This is a genomic window from Pseudomonas sp. EA_65y_Pfl1_P113 (assembly GCF_963970525.1).
In the GTDB taxonomy this organism is placed as follows: domain Bacteria; phylum Pseudomonadota; class Gammaproteobacteria; order Pseudomonadales; family Pseudomonadaceae; genus Aquipseudomonas; species Aquipseudomonas tritici.
This window is the reverse complement of record NZ_CAXAQM010000049.1, coordinates 17,558-35,375: the sequence shown is the minus strand read 5'-3', so window position 1 is coordinate 35,375 and position 17,818 is coordinate 17,558. Positions and strand designations below refer to the sequence as shown.

Annotated in this window: 18 protein-coding genes; 12 read left to right on the top strand and 6 right to left on the bottom strand. The window is 60.1% G+C overall.

Annotated elements, in window-relative coordinates; translation table 11 throughout:
* Positions 1-285 precede the first annotated feature (285 nt).
* Entirely contained in the window at positions 286-1,530 is a 1,245-nt protein-coding gene (locus AACY52_RS26590) for a saccharopine dehydrogenase family protein (protein WP_339420810.1), read from the bottom strand.
* 28 nt (positions 1,531-1,558) lie between these two features.
* Entirely contained in the window at positions 1,559-2,656 is a 1,098-nt protein-coding gene (locus tag AACY52_RS26585) for a carboxynorspermidine decarboxylase (RefSeq protein WP_339428498.1), read from the bottom strand.
* A 262-nt stretch (positions 2,657-2,918) separates the two neighbouring features.
* Here AACY52_RS26585 and AACY52_RS26580 point away from each other — a divergent pair, with 262 nt between their 5' ends.
* From AACY52_RS26580 to AACY52_RS26550, 7 genes are all read left to right on the top strand, one after another.
* Entirely contained in the window at positions 2,919-3,938 is a 1,020-nt protein-coding gene (locus tag AACY52_RS26580; protein ID WP_339420806.1) for a LacI family DNA-binding transcriptional regulator, read from the top strand.
* On the top strand, positions 3,922-4,926 hold the full coding sequence (locus AACY52_RS26575; protein ID WP_339428499.1) for an ABC transporter substrate-binding protein: 1,005 nt from the start codon (positions 3,922-3,924) through the stop codon (positions 4,924-4,926). Before AACY52_RS26580 ends, AACY52_RS26575 begins: the two co-directional genes overlap by 17 nt.
* Entirely contained in the window at positions 4,927-5,745 is an 819-nt protein-coding gene (locus AACY52_RS26570) for an ABC transporter permease (RefSeq protein ID WP_339420802.1), read from the top strand.
* On the top strand, positions 5,742-6,536 hold the full coding sequence (locus AACY52_RS26565; protein WP_339428500.1) for an ABC transporter permease subunit: 795 nt from the start codon (positions 5,742-5,744) through the stop codon (positions 6,534-6,536). The genes AACY52_RS26570 and AACY52_RS26565 overlap by 4 nt, the downstream gene beginning before the upstream one ends.
* Complete coding sequence (locus AACY52_RS26560; RefSeq protein WP_339420798.1) at positions 6,533-7,564, top strand: ABC transporter ATP-binding protein; 1,032 nt, start codon at positions 6,533-6,535, stop codon at positions 7,562-7,564. The genes AACY52_RS26565 and AACY52_RS26560 overlap by 4 nt, the downstream gene beginning before the upstream one ends.
* Positions 7,565-7,573: 9 nt before the next feature.
* The gene (locus AACY52_RS26555) at positions 7,574-8,407 is read left to right on the top strand and encodes a phosphodiesterase (RefSeq protein ID WP_339420796.1); all 834 of its coding nucleotides are present in this window, start codon (positions 7,574-7,576) and stop codon (positions 8,405-8,407) included.
* 137 nt (positions 8,408-8,544) lie between these two features.
* The gene (locus AACY52_RS26550; RefSeq protein WP_339428501.1) at positions 8,545-9,864 is read left to right on the top strand and encodes an OprD family porin; all 1,320 of its coding nucleotides are present in this window, start codon (positions 8,545-8,547) and stop codon (positions 9,862-9,864) included.
* Between the two features lie 139 nt (positions 9,865-10,003).
* Here the strand turns inward: AACY52_RS26550 and AACY52_RS26545 are convergent, their stop codons facing one another.
* A complete protein-coding gene (locus tag AACY52_RS26545) occupies positions 10,004-10,522 on the bottom strand; it encodes a GNAT family N-acetyltransferase (protein ID WP_339428502.1) in 519 nt (172 codons plus the stop codon).
* A gap of 192 nt (positions 10,523-10,714) precedes the next feature.
* On the opposite strand from AACY52_RS26545, the gene metE reads away from it, so the two are divergent.
* Positions 10,715-13,003, top strand: coding sequence for a 5-methyltetrahydropteroyltriglutamate--homocysteine S-methyltransferase (metE, locus tag AACY52_RS26540; RefSeq protein WP_339560977.1), 2,289 nt, complete (start codon positions 10,715-10,717; stop codon positions 13,001-13,003).
* A gap of 48 nt (positions 13,004-13,051) precedes the next feature.
* Here the strand turns inward: metE and AACY52_RS26535 are convergent, their stop codons facing one another.
* On the bottom strand, positions 13,052-14,206 hold the full coding sequence (locus AACY52_RS26535) for a DUF1624 domain-containing protein (protein ID WP_339456351.1): 1,155 nt from the start codon (positions 14,204-14,206) through the stop codon (positions 13,052-13,054).
* Positions 14,207-14,352: 146 nt separating this feature from the next.
* Between AACY52_RS26535 and AACY52_RS26530 the strand changes: the two genes are divergently transcribed.
* Both AACY52_RS26530 and yfcF read left to right on the top strand, forming a co-directional pair.
* Entirely contained in the window at positions 14,353-14,889 is a 537-nt protein-coding gene (locus AACY52_RS26530; protein ID WP_339506121.1) for a DUF924 family protein, read from the top strand.
* Positions 14,890-14,985: 96 nt separating this feature from the next.
* Positions 14,986-15,618: a glutathione transferase gene (gene yfcF, locus AACY52_RS26525; RefSeq protein ID WP_339421310.1), complete on the top strand. Its 633-nt coding sequence runs from the start codon at positions 14,986-14,988 to the stop codon at positions 15,616-15,618.
* On the opposite strand, the gene AACY52_RS26520 is transcribed toward yfcF, so the two are convergent.
* Complete coding sequence (locus AACY52_RS26520) at positions 15,593-15,865, bottom strand: hypothetical protein (protein WP_339421311.1); 273 nt, start codon at positions 15,863-15,865, stop codon at positions 15,593-15,595. The two genes, yfcF and AACY52_RS26520, sit on opposite strands and share 26 nt — an antisense overlap.
* 132 nt (positions 15,866-15,997) lie before the next feature.
* On the opposite strand from AACY52_RS26520, the gene AACY52_RS26515 reads away from it, so the two are divergent.
* Both AACY52_RS26515 and AACY52_RS26510 read left to right on the top strand, forming a co-directional pair.
* Positions 15,998-16,633 carry an ATPase gene (locus tag AACY52_RS26515; protein ID WP_339560976.1) on the top strand — a complete coding sequence of 212 codons (636 nt, stop codon included), beginning with the start codon at positions 15,998-16,000 and terminating at the stop codon, positions 16,631-16,633.
* A 34-nt stretch (positions 16,634-16,667) separates the two neighbouring features.
* Entirely contained in the window at positions 16,668-17,009 is a 342-nt protein-coding gene (locus AACY52_RS26510; RefSeq protein WP_339421314.1) for a hypothetical protein, read from the top strand.
* 57 nt (positions 17,010-17,066) lie between these two features.
* Here AACY52_RS26510 and AACY52_RS26505 read toward each other — a convergent pair whose 3' ends face one another.
* Entirely contained in the window at positions 17,067-17,813 is a 747-nt protein-coding gene (locus AACY52_RS26505; RefSeq protein WP_339421316.1) for a creatininase family protein, read from the bottom strand.
* Between the last annotated feature and the right edge of the window lie 5 nt (positions 17,814-17,818).

Here is a 17,818-nt window from a genome sequence, read left to right as displayed (position 1 = left end):
AGAAATGCACATCCTTACCCTGAGGATCGCTTCGCGTCACATACCCGAGGCAGGAGCCGTATGCGGTAGTTCCGCACGTACGGATCTGTGCGGGGGGCGGCAGGTAATTGCCGTCCCTACCGCGACCCGAGCGACAACCTGAAACAGTTGTGAGAAATATCCGAGAATCTGGGGCGCAGTGCCAGCTCCCACATTTTGACTTTCATTGCTCTTTGGGAGTTATGTGAGTCCCAACAAAAAATGCGCCCCTCGGGGCGCATTTTTTTGTGGTCAGCTATCGCCTATTCAGGCAATCGCGTTCCAAGCCCGATCACCGTTCTCGTCTTTAATACGAGTCGGCAACCCCATCACGTCCAGCGCTTTCAGGAACGGCTCAGCGGGCAGTTCCTCGACGTTGGCCATGTGCTTCACATCCCACTCACCGCGCGCTACCAGCAGCGCAGCGGCTACGGGGGGAACGCCTGCGGTGTACGAGATGCCCTGGCTGTCTGTCTCGGCAAAGGCTTCTTCATGGCACGCCACGTTGTAGATGAACATCTCACGCGGCTGGCCGTCCTTGGTGCCTTTGACCAGGTCGCCGATGCAGGTCTTGCCGGTGTAGCCCGGCGCGAGCGAAGACGGGTCGGGCAGTACGGCCTTGACCAGTTTCAGCGGCACGACTTCCAGGCCTTCGGCGGTGGTGACCGGCTTCTCGGAGAGCAGGCCGAGGTTTTTCAGTACGGTGAACACGTTGATGTAGTGTTCGCCGAAGCTCATCCAGAAGCGCACGTTGGGCACGTCGAGGTTTTTCGACAGTGAGTGCACTTCATCGTGGCCGGTGAGGTAAAGGTTCTGCGAACCGACGACCGGCAGGTCGTCGGTGCGTTTGACTTCGAACATGGTGTTGCTGGTCCACTGGCTGTTCTGCCAGCTCCATACCTGTCCGGTGAACTCGCGGAAGTTGATTTCCGGGTCGAAGTTGGTGGCGAAGTATTTGCCATGGGAGCCGGCATTGACGTCGAGGATGTCGATCGAGTCAATGCGGTCGAAATGCTGTTGCTGCGCCAGCGCGGCGTACGCGTTGACGACACCTGGGTCGAAGCCCACGCCAAGGATGGCGGTGATGTTCTTCTGTTTGCACTCTTCCAGGTGGTTCCATTCGTAGTTGCCGTACCACGGCGGGGTCTCGCAGACCTTGCCCGGCTCTTCGTGGATCGCGGTGTCGAGGTACGCAACGCCCGTGTCGATGCAGGCACGCAGTACCGACATGTTGAGGAACGCGGAACCCACGTTGATGACGATCTGCGATTCGGTCTCGCGGATCAGGGCCTTGGTCGCTTCCACGTCCAGGGCGTTCAGCGCGAAGGCCTGGATGTCGGCGGGAACCTTGAGGCTACCCTTGGCCTTGACGCTGTCGATGATGGCCTGGCATTTGGAGATGTTGCGCGACGCGATAGCAATACGACCGAGTTCGTCGTTGTGCTGCGCGCACTTGTGGGCCACCACCTTGGCGACACCTCCTGCACCAATGATAAGAACGTTCTTTTTCAATTGCTTTATCTCTCCTTTATCCGCCAGCTTACGAAAGGCTGGACAGGTAGTCGTCGTAACCAAATTCACGAACCACTTCGACTGTACCGTCGAGTTGTTTCACTACGATGGACGGCATTTTCAGGCCGTTGAACCAGTTTTTCTTGACCATGGTGTAGCCCGCGGTGTCGATGAACGACAGCCGATCGCCGATGGCCAGCGGACGATCAAATTGATACTCGCCGAAGATGTCCCCGGCCAGGCAGGATTTGCCGCACACCATGACGGTGTGTTCACCCTCGCTCGGTGCCAGCTTGGCGTTGAGGCGATAGATCAGCAGGTCCAGCAGGTGGGCTTCGATGGAGCTGTCTACCACGGCGAGGTTTTTGCCGTTGTAGAGAGTGTCGAGCACGGTGACTTCGAGGGAGGCGCTGTTGGTGATTGCCGCTTCGCCCGGTTCCAGGTAGACCTGCACGCCGTACTTCTCGGAGAACGCCTTCAAGCGCGCGCAGAACGCGTCCACGGCATAGTCTTCGCCGGTGAAATGGATGCCGCCGCCAAGGCTGACCCACTCGACCTTGTGCAGCAGCGCGCCGAAGCGTTCTTCGATGGTGCCGAGCATTTTGTCGAACAGGCTGAAATCGCCGTTCTCGCAGTTGTTGTGGAACATGAAGCCGGAGATCTGATCAATGACGCCGTCGATCTTCACCGGGTCCCATTCGCCGAGGCGGCTAAACGGGCGCGCCGGGTCGGCCAGGAGGTAGTCGGAGCTGCTCACCTGCGGGTTCACGCGCAGGCCACGGGTCTTGCCTTCGGAACGTTCGGCAAAGCGCTGCAGCTGGCTGATCGAGTTGAAGATGATCTTGTCGCAGTTGTCCAGCATCTCTTCGATTTCATCGTCGGCCCAGGCCACACTGTAGGCGTGCGCTTCACCTTCGAATTTCTGGCGGCCGAGCTTCAATTCATACAGCGACGACGAGGTGGTGCCGTCCATGTACTGCTGCATCAGGTCGAACACCGACCAGGTGGCAAAGCACTTGAGCGCCAGCAACGCCTTGGCGCCGGACTGCTCGCGCACATAAGCAATCTTCTGCATGTTGACCAGAAGTTTCTGTTTATCGATGAGGTAGTACGGCGTTTTGATCATTTTTGAGAGCCTGCGGCGGTGCCTGCCAAAAAAGGACACGCATTGTGCCCGCACTTGGATCAGATCGAAAGGTTAGTGGGCGGAATTTGCTGCCCTTGGTTTTCAATAATACCTGGGGAGTATGACCATCTATGGGCATACCCCACATTTTGATCTGTGTATAGCAAGTCAGGTGCCATCAAACTGTCATCTCCTTACCGCCGGAATGCCACATTCTCCCGGTACTGTCCTCGCCAATGAGATCGATCTCAAGCGAGTAACCATGACTGACCTGAAAGACGTCGCACGGCTGGCTGGCGTATCCCGCGCCACCGCCGCCCGCACTTTTGCTTCCCCCGACCAGGTGCGCCCGGCGACGCGTGAGCAGGTGTTTGCCGCCGCCCGCGAGCTGGGCTTTCGTCCTAATCTGCTGGGTCGCCAATTGCGCCTGCAAACCACCCAGTTGATCGGTGTGGTGGTGCCCAACCTGCTCAACCCGGTGTTCGCTGAACAGTTCCAGGCCATGGAGCGCGCGGCACGTTCGCGCGGCTACAGCCTGTTGCTGGCGACCACCGACTACAGCAGCGAACGCGAAAGCATTGTGGTGGAAGAGTTGCTCCGCCAGCGCGTCGACGGCCTGGTGCTGACGGTCACAGATGCCGAAAGCAACGTCGTGCTCAGCAGCCTGAACACCGAGAAAACCCCGTTCGTATTGGCCTATCACCAACCGAGCAACCCCAATTACAGCGCGGTGTCGGTCGACAACCGGGCCGGCATGGCCATGGCCACGCGGTATTTACTCGAAGCCGGGCACCGGCGCATCAGCATGGTCGCCGGCCCCGCGTTGCAATCGGACCGCGCTCGCCTGCGCTATGCCGGCTACTGCGATGCCATGCAGGAATACGGCCTCAAGAGCCGTCCGGTGATCGAAATGCCGGCCCACACCCAGGCTGAATTCGCCGCCATCGAACCTTTCCTCCACGGCGACGATGCACCCACCGCCTTGGTGTGCTCCAACGATTTCCTGGCGATCAGCCTGATCGCCGAACTGCGTCGCAACGCCTGGAACGTGCCCCAACAGCTTTCGGTGATGGGCTTCGACGGCATCAGCCTCGGCACCCAGATGCACCCGACCCTGTGCAGCGTGGTGCAGCCCATTGCGCTGTTGGCCAGCACCGTGATTGACCAACTGCTGGCGCAAATCGTCGGCAATGCTCCGACGTCCCATTGCCTGCCTTGCCATATCCGGCCTGGCGAAAGTACTCAACCCTACGAGGAGACCCTTGATGCGCGCACTCAGTAAAACCCTGGCAGCCCTGTTGCTGTGCGGTGCGGCCAGCGTGGCCCAGTCCGCCGAAACCGCGATCTGCTACAACTGCCCGCCGGACTGGGCCGATTGGGGCACCCAGCTCAAGGCCATCGCCGCCAGCACCGGCGTGCAGGTGCCGCTGGACAACAAGAACTCCGGCCAGTCCTTGGCGCAGTTGGTAGCCGAAAAAGCCGCACCGGTCGCCGATGTCGTCTACTACGGCGTGACCTTCGGCCTGCAGGCGCAAAAAGCCGGTGTGGTCGACACCTACAAACCCAAGGCCTGGGAGCAGATCCCCGCTGGCCTGAAAGACCCGGCCGGGCATTGGTTCGCGATCCACTCCGGCACCTTGGGCATCATGGTCAATGTCGACGCGCTCGGTGGTTTGCCGGTGCCGCAAAGCTGGGCTGACCTGCTCAAACCGGAATACAAAGGCATGGTCGGTTACCTTGACCCGTCCAGTGCTTTCGTCGGCTACGTGTCGGCAGTGGCGATCAACCGCGCCATGGGCGGCGACCTGGACAACTTTGCCCCGGCCATCGATTACTTCCAGAAACTCGCGAAAAACGCCCCCATCGTGCCCAAGCAAACCGCCTATGCGCGGGTGCTGTCCGGCGAATTGCCGATCCTGGTGGACTACGACTTCAACGCCTACCGCGCGCGCTACAAAGACAACGCCAACGTCGCCTTCGTGATTCCGAAAGAAGGCAGCATCAGCGTGCCCTACGTGATGAGCCTGGTCGCCAATGCACCACACCGCGCCAATGCCGAAAAAGTCCTCGACTTCGTGCTGTCGGACGAAGGCCAGGCGCTTTGGGCCAAGGCTTACTTGCGCCCGGTGCGGCCAATGAAAATGCCGGCTGACGTGGCCGCGCAGTTCCTCCCGGACAGCGACTACGCCCGTGCCGGTGTGGTGGACTACGAAAAAATGGCCGCTGTGCAGGAAGCCTTCGCTGCCCGATACCTTAACGAGGTCAAGTAAGTGGCCGCATCGGCAAGACATGCAGCCTGGGCGCTGGCCCCGGCTTTTGCAGTACTGCTCGCGTTCTGGTTGTTGCCGCTGGCACACCTGATGATGCTTGGCGCCGAGAGCCGCGACAGCAGTGGCAGCGGCTATTGGCAGGTGCTCAGCAGCGCGCAGTACCTGGGCAGCCTTGGGCAAACCCTGATCCTGGCGGTGCTGGTGACGTTGGTCGCGTTAGTGATCGGCGGCATCAGCGGCGTATTCCTCGCCCGACAGCAGTTCTTCGGGCGCTCGGCGCTGGTGGCGTTGCTCACTTTTCCTTTGGCCTTTCCCGGCGTGGTGGTGGGCTTTCTGGTGATTCTGTTAGCAGGGCGCCAAGGTCTGTTTGCCGCCCTGGGCCTGCAACTGGCCGGTGAACGTTGGATCTTCGCCTACTCGTTGGCGGGGCTGTTTGTGGGCTACCTGTACTTCTCGATTCCGCGAGTAATTCTCACGGTAATGGCCGCCTGCGAAAGCCTCGACCGCAGCCTGGAGGAGGCCGCGCATTCACTGGGCGCAGGGCACTGGCGCGTGGTCTGCGACGTGATCGTGCCCGGTTTGGCACCCGCGTTGGCGTCCTGTGGGGCGATCTGCTTTGCCACGTCCATGGGCGCTTTCGGCACCGCCTTTACCTTAGGCACGCGGCTCAATGTCACCCCGGTGGCGATCTACAATGTATTCACCAACTACGCCAATTTTGCCGTCGCCGCTGCGCTGTCGGTGGTACTCGGTGCGGTGACCTGGGCGGTGTTGCTGCTCACGCGACGCCTGGTGAAAAACGCGGGGACTGTGCTGTGAAACGCTCATCGCTGTTTGTGATTCAACTGCTGTTCACCCTGCTGGTGTGCGCCTTCATGCTGGTGCCGGTGCTGATGTCGTTGCTGGCCGGGCTGACCCGCAACTTTTTCGTGGGTGTGTCCAGTGGCTTGACCTTCGATTGGGTTATTCAGGTGTGGCAGGCCTATTCGCCGACTGTGTGGCTGTCGCTGCAGTTGGCCTTGGCCTGCGCGGTGTGCGTCTGTGTCATCGGTGTGCCGGCAGCCTACGCCTTGGTGCGCATGAACAACCGCTTCAGCCGCGCCTTCGAAGAGTTGATGGTGCTGCCGGTGGCCATGCCCGGCCTGGCGAGTGCGCTGGCCTTGCTGCTGACCTACGGCCAGTTCGGCAGCTTTCGCAGCAGTTGGCTGTTCATCCTCGTCGGCCATGTGCTGTTCACTTTGCCGTTCCTGGTACGCCCGGTGATGGCGGTGATGCAGCGTCAGCAATTGCCGGTGCTGGAGGAGGCGGCGGCCAGCCTAGGTGCGGGGCCGATCAAGCGCTTTTTCAGCGTGGTGGTGCCCAACTGCCGGGCGGGGATTCTGGCGGGTGTGCTGATGGTGGTCACCTTGTCCCTGGGTGAATTCAACCTGACCTGGATGCTGCACACGCCGATGACCAAAACCTTGCCCGTCGGCCTGGCCGACAGCTACGCCTCGGCGCGTCTGGAAATCGCCAGCGCCTACACCCTTATCTTTTTGCTGATGATCGTGCCGCTGCTGATTGCACTGCAGGCCATCAGTGCCCGTTTGTCCCGTGGAGAGCGTCGATGACCGCTATCACTATCTGCCTGCAAGGTTGTCGCAAGGCGTTCGCCGATGGCACCGTGGCCGTGCATGACTTGAACCTGACCGTCGAAGGCGGCGAAACCCTGGCGATCCTTGGCCCGTCCGGCTGTGGCAAAACCACCACGCTGCGCCTGATTGCCGGCTTGGAGCGCCCGGATGTGGGCCAGGTGTTTTTCGGTGACCAGAACGTGACCCGCCTGCCCATCGAGCGGCGCGATGTGGGTATGGTGTTTCAGAACTATGCGCTGTTTCCCAACTTGGATGTGGCGGGCAATATCGTCTACGGCCTGAAAATTCGCGGCATGTCGGCACCGGAGCGCAACAAGCGTTGTGACGAACTGCTGGAACTGGTGGGTTTGCAGAACCACGGCAAGCGTAGCATCCATGAACTCTCCGGCGGTCAGCGTCAGCGCGTGGCCTTGGCCCGTGCGTTGGCGCCGCGCCCCAAGGTTTTATTGCTGGATGAACCTCTGGCGGCGCTGGACGCGCAACTGCGCGAACGCCTGCGCAGCGAGTTGAATGAACTGCTGCGCGGGCTCGGCATTACGTCGGTGTTCGTCACCCACGACCAGGGTGAAGCCATGGCGCTGGGCGATCGCATCCTGGTGATGGAACACGGTCGCGTCGCCCAGTTGGCCAGCCCACGGGACATCTACCAGAAACCGGCCAACGCCTTCGTCGCGGGTTTTGTCGGCAACCTCAATGCGTTCGCGGTGATTGAACCGTCGGCCCATGGCTTGAAAGTCTGCGGCGGCGAGTTGCCGTGGCACGAAGCCAACCTGCCGGGCACGGTCTACTGCCGCCCCGAACACCTGCGGGTGATGGAGGGCGAGGGGCACCTGCACGGCCATCTGCTGGCGCAGTTTTTCCAGGGCGCGCAAAGCCGCCTGTTGGTGGATGTCGGCGGCCCGCAACCGCTGTTGGTCGACAGCAGCGACAACCAGCTGTACGCCGTCGGCGCGCCGATTTCCCTGGCGGTTGCGCCGCACATGTTGTTCACCCTGAATGCTTGAGAATCTATTGTGAATCGTCCGTTTCTCGTCGCGCAGATCAGCGACCTGCACCTCAAAGCCGGCCAGCGCCTGACTTACGGCGTCGTGGATACCCTGGGTGCGTTGCGCCGCGCCGTCGACCACTTGAACGCCAGCCACCCACGGCCCGATATCGTGGTGATCAGCGGTGACTTGGTGGACTTCGGTCGCGCCGATGAATACGCCGTGCTGCACCCCGAACTGGCACGCCTGCACATGCCCTGCTACCTGGTGCCTGGCAACCATGACACACGCGGGCCGTTGCTGGAGGCGTTCCGTGACCATCCTTATTTGCCAATGTCGGCAGATGGCCCGTTGGACTGGGTGGTGGACGAGTATCCGCTGCGCCTGATCGGCCTCGACTCCACCATTCCCGGCGGCCATGGCGGGCAGTTGCTGGACAGCCAATTGCAGTGGCTTGATGAGCAACTGGCGCGGCGTCCTGATGCCCCCACCTTGCTGATCCTGCACCACCCGCCGTTCATCAGCGGCATCGGCCATATGGACCGCGAACCCTTCATCAACGCCGCCGGCCTGGAGCAGGTCGTCGCACGCCATCCGCAAGTGGAGCGGCTGTTGTGCGGGCATCTGCATCGGCCGATGCAGCGACGTTTCGGCGGTAGCTTGAGTTGTGTGTGTCCCGGCACGTCTCACCAGATCGTGCTGGATTTGCAAGAAGCGGCGCCCGCGCATTTCAACCTGGAACCGGCGGGCTATTTGTTGCATCACTGGGAGGCGCAACAAGGTTTGATCAGCCATAACGGCGTGTTCGGGGACTACCCGGGGCCGTACCCGTTTTATGACGCTCATGGCTTGATTGACTGAGGTTTTACGGAGGTTCACTTCGCGCAACGAAGTCGTAAATGTTAGTTAACGCACCGGCCAACCCGAGTTTGGCCGCGTGCTTCCTGCTGCCCATTTTTTGCGCCCGGAACTTGGATTCCGCGCCGGAGTTCGTCCTGATGAAAGCCACTTTGAATATATTAAGCGTATTGACCGGCGGCCTGGGCATTGCCCTGAGCCCCTTGGCTTCGGCTGATTTCTTGAGTGACAGTAAAGCCAACGTGAGCATGCGCAACTTCTACTTCAACAACGACAACCGTGACGGCGCCGCCGCACCGTCGAAGACTGAAGAGTGGGGCCAGGCGTTGATCCTCAACTATCAGTCAGGCTTTACCGATGGCACTGTGGGGTTTGGCCTGGATGCGGTCGGCATGCTCGGCCTGACCCTCGACAGCGGCGCCGGCCGCCATGTGGGCAGCTCGATGATCCCCAACGACGACGGTAAGGCCGCCGATAGCTGGAGCCGTGGCGGTGCCACCGCTAAGGCGCGTTTTGCCAAGACCGAGGCGCGCTACGGTTACCTGCGGCCGAACCTGCCGATCCTGGTGAGCAACGACGGCCGCCTGTTACCGCAGTCGTTCGAAGGCGGGCAAATCACCAGCAAGGACATCGACAACCTGACCCTGGTCGGCGGCCAACTGCAACACACCACCGGTCGAGGCTCCAGTGATCGCAGCGGCCTGGCCGCGGCCGGTGGCACTCAGGAAAGCAATAAATTCAACTATGCCGGTGCCGACTACCAGCTAACCAAGGACCTGATGGTCCAGTACTACTACGCCAACCTTGAGGATTATTACCAGCAGCACTTTGCCGGGCTGATCCACGTGTTGCCGCTCGGCGAATACGGTTCGCTGAAGACTGACCTGCGTTACTTCAAGACCACGTCCGACGGCAAAAACAGCACCGTCGCCGGTCGTGCCGAAGGCTACAAACTTGGCGGTTATACCAAGAGCGGCACCGGTGAAATCGACAACAACACCTGGAGCGCGGCGTTCATCTATTCCCTGGGCCCACACGCGATTACTGCCGGTTACCAGCAAGTCTCGGACGACAGCAACTTCGCCCAACTCAACCAGGGCGGTTTGGTGAATAAAGGGGAGGGTGGTTCCAGCCTGTACCTCTACACCGACCGCACCGTGCAGACCTTCATCCAGGCCGGTGAGCGCACGGCGTTTGCGCAATATGCCTATGACTTCGCTTCGCTCGGGGTGCCTGGCTTGAAGGCGTCGCTCATGTACTTGAAGGGCGAGCATATCCTCACCACCAGCGGTAATGACGCGAGCGAGTGGGAGCGGGATATTTCCCTGGATTACGTGGTGCAGAGCGGTACGTTCAAGAACGTTGGGTTTGGCTGGCGTAATGGGGTTTCGCGCAGCGAGGTCGCACGGGATCAGGACCAGAATCGGCTGTTCGTGAGTTATTCGATTCCATTGATGTAAACACCTTCCAAACACCGCGAAACCCAATGTGGGAGCCGTCTAGCCCCAGCGAGGCCGCGATGACGGTGGCACTGCCGATAGAGATGCCGCCTGACACACCGCCATCGCAGCCTCGCTGAAGCTCGACAACTCCCGCAGTTTAATCTGAGTAACCGTGCAGACTGTGCCCGTCCCAGTCGCCCTTCAGTGCCTTTGCATGCGTTGCCGTGTCATCCGCCACTTGGTGAAAGCCACAGCGAAGATAAAACGCTGCGGCTTCGGGTGTATCAGTCGACAGGCGAACCGATTGGAACTGCGCGCGGGCATGTTCCAGCAGCTGTTGCACCAGTGCTTTTCCGACATTGCGACCGCGTACGGCAGGCGCAACGTAGACGCGACGTAGTCGTCCCGTGCCTGGAGGTGCATAGGGGTCACAGTTAAGACCGCCGATTGCAACCAGTGTCCCTTCACAAAATACGCCCAACAGGCACTCGCCCGGTTGTTCGAATCGGTTGGCGTGGTCATCCCACTCGGTCACCAGGCGCGTCAGGAATCTGAATCCTTCAGCGACGGCCTGCGCTTCCAGCACGCGGATCTGTTCTGGAAGTCGTTCGAGTTTACGTATGGAAGGAAGGGTGTCCTGGCATTTTCTGGAGTGGCTGTGGTTGGCGGCATCCATGCAAATTCTACTCTTGATAAATACCCACGCGATTACAACCCTGAAAACCCAGAAGATCAAATGCGGGAGTCGCCCGCTCACTACCTATCAACATGAGCGGATCTTGTGATCATCTCGAATAAAATGAGTTTGTCTCACTGTCTGCATCTGCCGACAATGGCTCCATAAATATTGACATTGGAGTTGTAAGTCATGGCAGTCGCTCATTCCCTTGGTTTTCCGCGCATTGGACGCGATCGTGAATTGAAAAAAGCGCAGGAAGCGTTCTGGAAGGGCGAACTTGACGAAGCCGGCCTGCGCGCCGTTGGCCGTGACCTGCGCAAGATCCACTGGGACCTGCAAAAACAGGCCGGCATTGAACTGCTGCCAGCCGGCGACTTCGCCTGGTACGACCAGGTACTGACCCACTCACTGATGTTCGGTGTGATCCCGGAGCGGTTCCGCCCGGCGGATGGCAACGCCACGTTGCAGACCCTGTTCGGCATGGCCCGTGGTGTCAGCGACAGCTGCTGCGGCGGTGCCCACGCCCAGGAAATGACCAAGTGGTTCGATACCAATTACCACTATCTGGTGCCTGAATTCAGTGCGGATCAGCAGTTTCACTTGGGCTGGGAGCAACTGTTCGAAGAAGTCCAGGAAGCCCGCGAACTGGGCCACAACGTCAAGCCGGTGGTGATCGGCCCGCTGACTTACCTGTGGCTAGGCAAGGCCAAGGGCGGCGACTTCGACAAGCTCGATTTGCTTGACCGTTTGCTGCCGCTGTACGGCCAGATCTTCCAGCGCCTGGCAGAACTGGGCGTGGAATGGGTACAGATCGACGAGCCGATCCTGGTGCTGGACCTGCCGCAGGATTGGAAAAACGCCTTTGAACGTGCCTACAACCAGATCCAGCGCGACCCGTTGAAAAAGCTGGTGGCGACTTACTTCGGTGGCCTGGAAGAGAACCTCGGTTTGGCCGCCAACTTGCCGGTGGATGGCCTGCACATCGACCTGGTGCGTGCGCCGGACCAGTACCCGACCATCCTCGACCGCCTGCCGGCGTATAAGGTGCTGTCCCTGGGCGTGGTCAACGGCCGTAACGTCTGGCGTTGCGACCTGGAAAAGGCCTTGGCTACCTTGCAGCACGCCCATGAGAAACTGGGTGATCGTTTGTGGGTTGCGCCGTCCTGTTCCCTGTTGCACAGCCCGGTGGATGTGGGCCGTGAAGACAAATTAGATACTGAGCTGAAAAGCTGGCTGGCGTTTGCCGTGCAGAAGTGCGCTGAAGTTGCCGTGTTGGCACGTGCGGTCGACGCGCCAGAAGCGCCAAGCGTACTGGCGGCCCTGGCTGAGAGCCGCGCCGTACAAGCGGCCCGCGCCGCGTCGCCGCGTATCCACAAACCTGCGGTGCAAGCCCGTGTGGCTGCGATCACCGCCAAGGACAGCCGGCGCCAGTCACTGTTTGCCCAGCGCATCGAGAAGCAACGTGCTGGCCTCAAACTGCCGCTGTTCCCGACCACCACCATCGGTTCGTTCCCGCAGACCGCGTCGATTCGCCTGGCGCGTCAGTCGTACAAGGCTGGAAAACTGAGCGAAGCCGAATACGTCGAAGCCATGCACAGCGAGATCAAGCACGCCGTGGAGGTGCAGGAAAACCTCGGCCTGGACGTGCTGGTGCACGGTGAAGCCGAGCGTAACGACATGGTCGAGTACTTCGCCGAACAACTGGACGGCTATGCATTCACCCGCTTCGGCTGGGTGCAGAGCTATGGTTCGCGCTGCGTGAAACCGGCGGTGATTGTGGGCGACTTGAGCCGCCCGAAAGCCATGACCGTCGAATGGATACGCTACGCCCAAGGCCTGACAGGCAAGGTGATGAAGGGCATGCTGACCGGCCCGGTGACGATGCTGATGTGGTCGTTCCCCCGCGAAGACGTGAGCCGTGAAGCGCAGGCCCGTCAATTGGCCCTCGCCATTCGTGATGAAGTGGTGGACCTGGAAGCCGCCGGTATCAAGATCGTGCAGATCGACGAAGCCGCATTCCGCGAAGGCCTGCCGCTACGCCAGGCGCAGTGGCAGTTTTATCTGAATTGGGCCACCGAAGTATTCCGCCTGTGCGCCTCAGGTGTGCGTGACGAAACCCAGATCCACACCCACATGTGCTACAGCGAATTCAACGATGTGATCGAAAGCATCGCGGCGATGGATGCTGACGTGATCACCATCGAGACTTCACGTTCGGATATGGCGTTGCTGGATGCGTTTGAAGCCTTCGCTTACCCGAATGACATTGGGCCGGGCGTGTATGACATCCACTCGCCGCGCGTGCCGGATGCTTCGGAGATGGCCAATCTGTTGCGCAAGGCGGCGAAGCGGATTCCGGCGGAGCGGTTGTGGGTGAACCCGGATTGTGGGTTGAAGACGCGAGGTTGGCCGGAGACGGAAGCGGCATTGATCCACCTGGTGACGGCAGCCCGTCAACTGCGCGCCGAACTGGCCTGATTCCTGAGTCAAACACAGTCAAAAATGTGGGAGCGGGCCTGCGTCAGGTCAGAGGTATTTGAGCCAGGCCAGGTCCCGGCGTCGTGCTTTTAGCCCGGCGAACCAGCGCACTGGCAGGTAGAGCGCCAGGGGCAACAACAGCGCCATTAGCCATATAGCGCCCATGCCGTCGAACCCAAAGTAGTTGCCATGGTTCAGGCCAAACAACCCCACACACATGACATACAGCACTTTCAACACATACAGATGCAGTAAATAAAAGAACATCGGCGCAGCCCCGAACGTGGCGAGCACGCCAATCCAGCGTTTCTGCCCCGCACGTTCGAACGCCAGCAACAGCAACAACCCAATCCCCAACGTCAGCGCCAAAAACAACAGCGATGGCGGGTACTTGGTGACGTTGAAAAAGCTCATCAACGTCTGCACGCCACTGTCATACGCCTGCCAGGGCTTCTCGCCATAGCCATTTGCCGTGCGCAATACCACAAACCCCACCAACGCACCCACACCGCCCAGCAACAGATAACGTCGGCGAAACGCCGGCTGCATGCCATTGGCAAACAGCGGGCCCAAGCTGTAACCCAGGGCAATCACACCGATCCACGGCAGCACCGGATAAGTGGTGCGCAGTCGCAGCGAGTCGCCCACTTCGATCCAGTTGCGCTCATGCAGGATTGTCCACGGAATATGCAACGCCGAACCCGCATCGAAATGCAGCCCATCCAGCAGGTTGTGCCCGGCAATGATCACCACCGCCACCCCGATCAACAGCGGGCGCGGCAACCAGACCAGCGCGGCCAGGGCGATCATGCTCACGCCAATCGCCCAGATCACCTGCATATAGATCACGCTGGGCGGCAGCTGGAAGGTCCAGGCGAAGTTGACCAAGGTAAATTCCAGTACCACCAAGAACAGCCCGCGCTTCAACAGGAACGCCGAGACATCGCGGCGGCCCTGGTATTTCTGGCCGTATAGCCAGGCCGACAACCCCGTGAGCAATACAAACACTGGCGCGCACAGGTGGGCGAGGGTGCGGCTGATAAACAGTGCGGGCTCGGTGCTGTCGATGGTCATCGGGTCGCTGACCTGGCGGTGCAGCAGGAAGGTTTCGCGCACGTGGTCCAGCAGCATGAACAGGATCACCAGGCCGCGCAGGGCGTCGATGGAAAGCAGGCGTTGGCGTAGCGGAACAGCATCGGTCATAGACGGGGTCACAGGGCTGGGTGGAAATTTTGCGTTATCGTATAACATTAATCTGCGCGTTGCCGCGATTCGTTGCTCCCTCATTGATCCTTGCCGTCCTATGGATTCTGGTACCTTCAGCGAAATCGCTGTGTAGGCCCCTCACCATGACTACCCCACAATCCGTCATCGACTTCTGGAAACAGGCCGGCCCCAAACGCTGGTTCGCCAAGGACGACGCCTTCGACGCCACGTTCCGCGACACCTTCCATGCCGCCCACCTGCAAGCCGCCCGGCGCGAACTGGAAAGCTGGGTGGACTCGGCCCAGGGCGCGCTGGCGCTGCTGATCCTGCTCGACCAATACCCACGCAATACCTTTCGTGGCACCGCGCACATGTTCGCCACCGACCCGCTGGCGCGGTTGTATGCGCAGCGCATGGTGGACGCCGGGCTGGACCGGCAGATCGAACCGGCGTTGCGTGCGTTCTGCTATCTGCCGTTCGAACATTCGGAGGACCCGGCGGATCAGCAGCGCTCTCTGATCCTGAACCAGCAACTGGACGCCAGCACCTACCATTGGGCCAAGGAACACGCTGAGATTATTCAGCGCTTCGGGCGCTTTCCCCATCGTAATGAGGTGTTGGCCCGGCAGACTACGGATGAGGAACGTGCATTTCTGGACAGGGGCGGGTTTGCTGGTTAGCCCGGTATTCCGCCGAGGAATGCCCCCATAAAAACAGCGCATTGTCTTTCTCGTCGTACATCTCGTAGCGTGGAGTTCCATTCAAGGAGAGCCGTTATGAGCCAGCGTCCGTTGCGCCTGTATGTTGATCACGTGTACACCAGCCCTTACGCGATGTCGGTGTTCGTGGCTTTGAAGGAAAAGGGCCTGGCGTTCGATACGCTCACCCTCGACCTGGACGCTGCGCAGAACCAGACAGCCGACTTCGCCCAACTGTCGCTGACCCAGCGCGTGCCGACCTTGGTAGAGGGTGATTTTGCGCTGTCGGAGTCTTCGGCGATCACTGAGTACCTTGAACAGGCTTACCCCGAAACGCCGGTATACCCGGCCGACCCCAAGCAGCGGGCGAGGGCGCGGCAGGTGCAGGCGTGGCTGCGCAGCGATTTGCTGCCGATTCGCCAGGAGCGTTCGACGATGGTGGTGTTCTATGGGCAGAAAATGCCACCCCTTTCATCCGTGGCTGAAGCTGGCGCTGCGAAGTTGATCAGTGCGGCACAAACGCTGTTGGCAGGTAACCCGGCGTACCTGTTCGGCGAGTGGTCGATTGCGGACGTAGACCTGGCGGTAATGCTCAACCGCCTGATCCTCAACGGCGACAGCGTGCCCGCCGAACTGGTGGATTACGCGCAGCGCCAGTGGCAGCGGCCATCCGTACAGGCGTGGGTCAATCAACAACGCCCTGCACTGTAGAGCGTTCAGTGATGTGCAAGACGCGGCGGTCGAGGTCTTCCCAGTCGGCCATGCCCAGTACCCGCGTGGTATTCAAGCCACGCAGGTAACCGCGTAGTTGCTGGGCGCTGGCCGTGACTTGTCCAGTATCCGCCGCGTCATCCTGCAGTACGTTTTCATAGTCGGCCAGGTAATCGGCGACCCGCTCGCGAAACTCCGGCAGGACGGCTTCGCGGATGCGGTCGAAGGTTTTCTGGTGGGGCTTCATGGCGTGGTCCTTATAGGTTTTATCAGTGCACTATCGGTTCAGATAATAGTCACCATCACGGATCGCAAGTTCTGTTTTTGCAGGAAAAGCGGAAAATCCCCCCCATCGAGACGCTGTTCAAGGAAATGCGTGATGAGGACATTTATTCAGCTTGTTTTAATGATGCTGATGCTTGGCACGGTCGCCGTGAACAACGTCGCGCTCGCCGATGATAGCCATTTGCTACCCATCGTCATTAGCGTAGACTCCCTGCGGCACACGCAATCGGTAGGTGTGTTGTTGAGCGATAACACCCGCGACAACCTCAGCTACCTTGAACGCTATCACGACATGGCCTTGAATGGCGCCAAGGATGCCCTCGACGTGCGTATCCGCCAGGCGTTCGTCAACAGTTCCGACCCGGAATTGGCCATTGATTGGTTGATGAACTCGCTGCAAGGCAGTTTTTTGTCGGTGACTGTCTACGACAACCTGGATGCCCTGGTGCAGGCTCACCCCGATGTGGTCGTGATGCTCGATACCCATAACCAACTGTTGACCCAGCGTAATGACCAGGTCGAGGCGCATTTTATTGCGCGGTTCTATGAGGCGAACCTGCACTACATCGCCAAGGCCGAAGGTTCGGTGCACAAGCAGGTGCCATCGGTGTGGGTACGTGACAAGGCCGCGCCAGAGATTGCCGCGCAGATCGAGCGGCAGCGCGATGTGCAACTGGATGCCTTGAAGCAGTTCGATGCGTCGCTCAAGGCATTAGTCCGTGCGGGTTGATGTGAACCCTTATTTTTATAGTCAGGAATTTTTCATGCGCTTTTCTTTCGCCCAGGGCTTGGCCTTTGCTTCCCTGTTGCTGGCCGGTTGTGTTTCTGCTCCCAACGCACCAACGCTAACCCTGCAAACCAGCAAGGCCCCCGAGGCTTATGTGCAATGTGTGTTGCCCAAGCTGGAAAAGCACGGGATTACCGCCACCGTGACACAGGGCTCGCGCCACGCCAGGGTGTTGTTGACCAGTAAGATTGCCGCTGACGATGTACTGGAAGCCTACAAGTCCCAGGAGGGCGCCAAGGTGTTCTTGTATGAACGCAAGCCGCTGGCGTCGACGATTACGCCGTCGCGGTTGGAGCTGGCTGCACAGGAATGTAAGTAACACACCATCCCTGTGGGCGCTGGCAAGCCAGCGCCCACAGTTGGATGTGTGTAGGGCTTAAGGTTTGGCTTCGTTGCTGAAATTGTTGACCGTCTTGACCAGCCCTTGAGCCGCCAGCGCCACCAATTCCCCCCCTTTCTCTACCGTCGCCAGCGCTGGGTCCGAGCCCATGCGCCCATCTGGGAAACGCGCGCGGAAGTCCAGCGCCTCGCGGATCGGCCCGGTGTTGGCGATTTGTGGCGAGTAGTCGGCAGTCTTGATCGAGTCCGGGTACGCCCACTGCGTCACCGCGATCTCCGATGGCGTGGCATGGCTGCCATGGCCCACTGGAAATTGGCGCTGAGCCAGCTCACTCACGCCTTCCAGGTCCCACCAGTTCACCAGTTTCAACGCAAAACCGGCCGGGCGGCGGGCGAAGCTCGCTTCGGCGTACAGCTCGGAAAACGCCGCTTCAATCGTGGCGATATTGCCGCCATGGCCATTCAGGAACAGGATCTTCTCGAAGCCATGCCCGGCCAGCGAACGCACCCAGTCGCCAATTGCGGCCATGAAGGTGCAAGGGCGCAGCGAAATAGTACCGGGGAAGCCCAGGTGGTGCTGGGCCATGCCGATATTGAAGGTCGGGCCGATGAGGATGTCGGCATTCTTTTGCGCCTCATGGGCGATGATTTCCGGGCACATCCAGTCGGTACCGAGCAGGCCGGTGGGGCCGTGCTGCTCGTTGGAACCGATGGGGATCACCACCGTGCGGCTGCGCTCCAGAAACTGCCCGATCTCGATCCAGGTGGATTGGTGTAGAAGCATTCGAC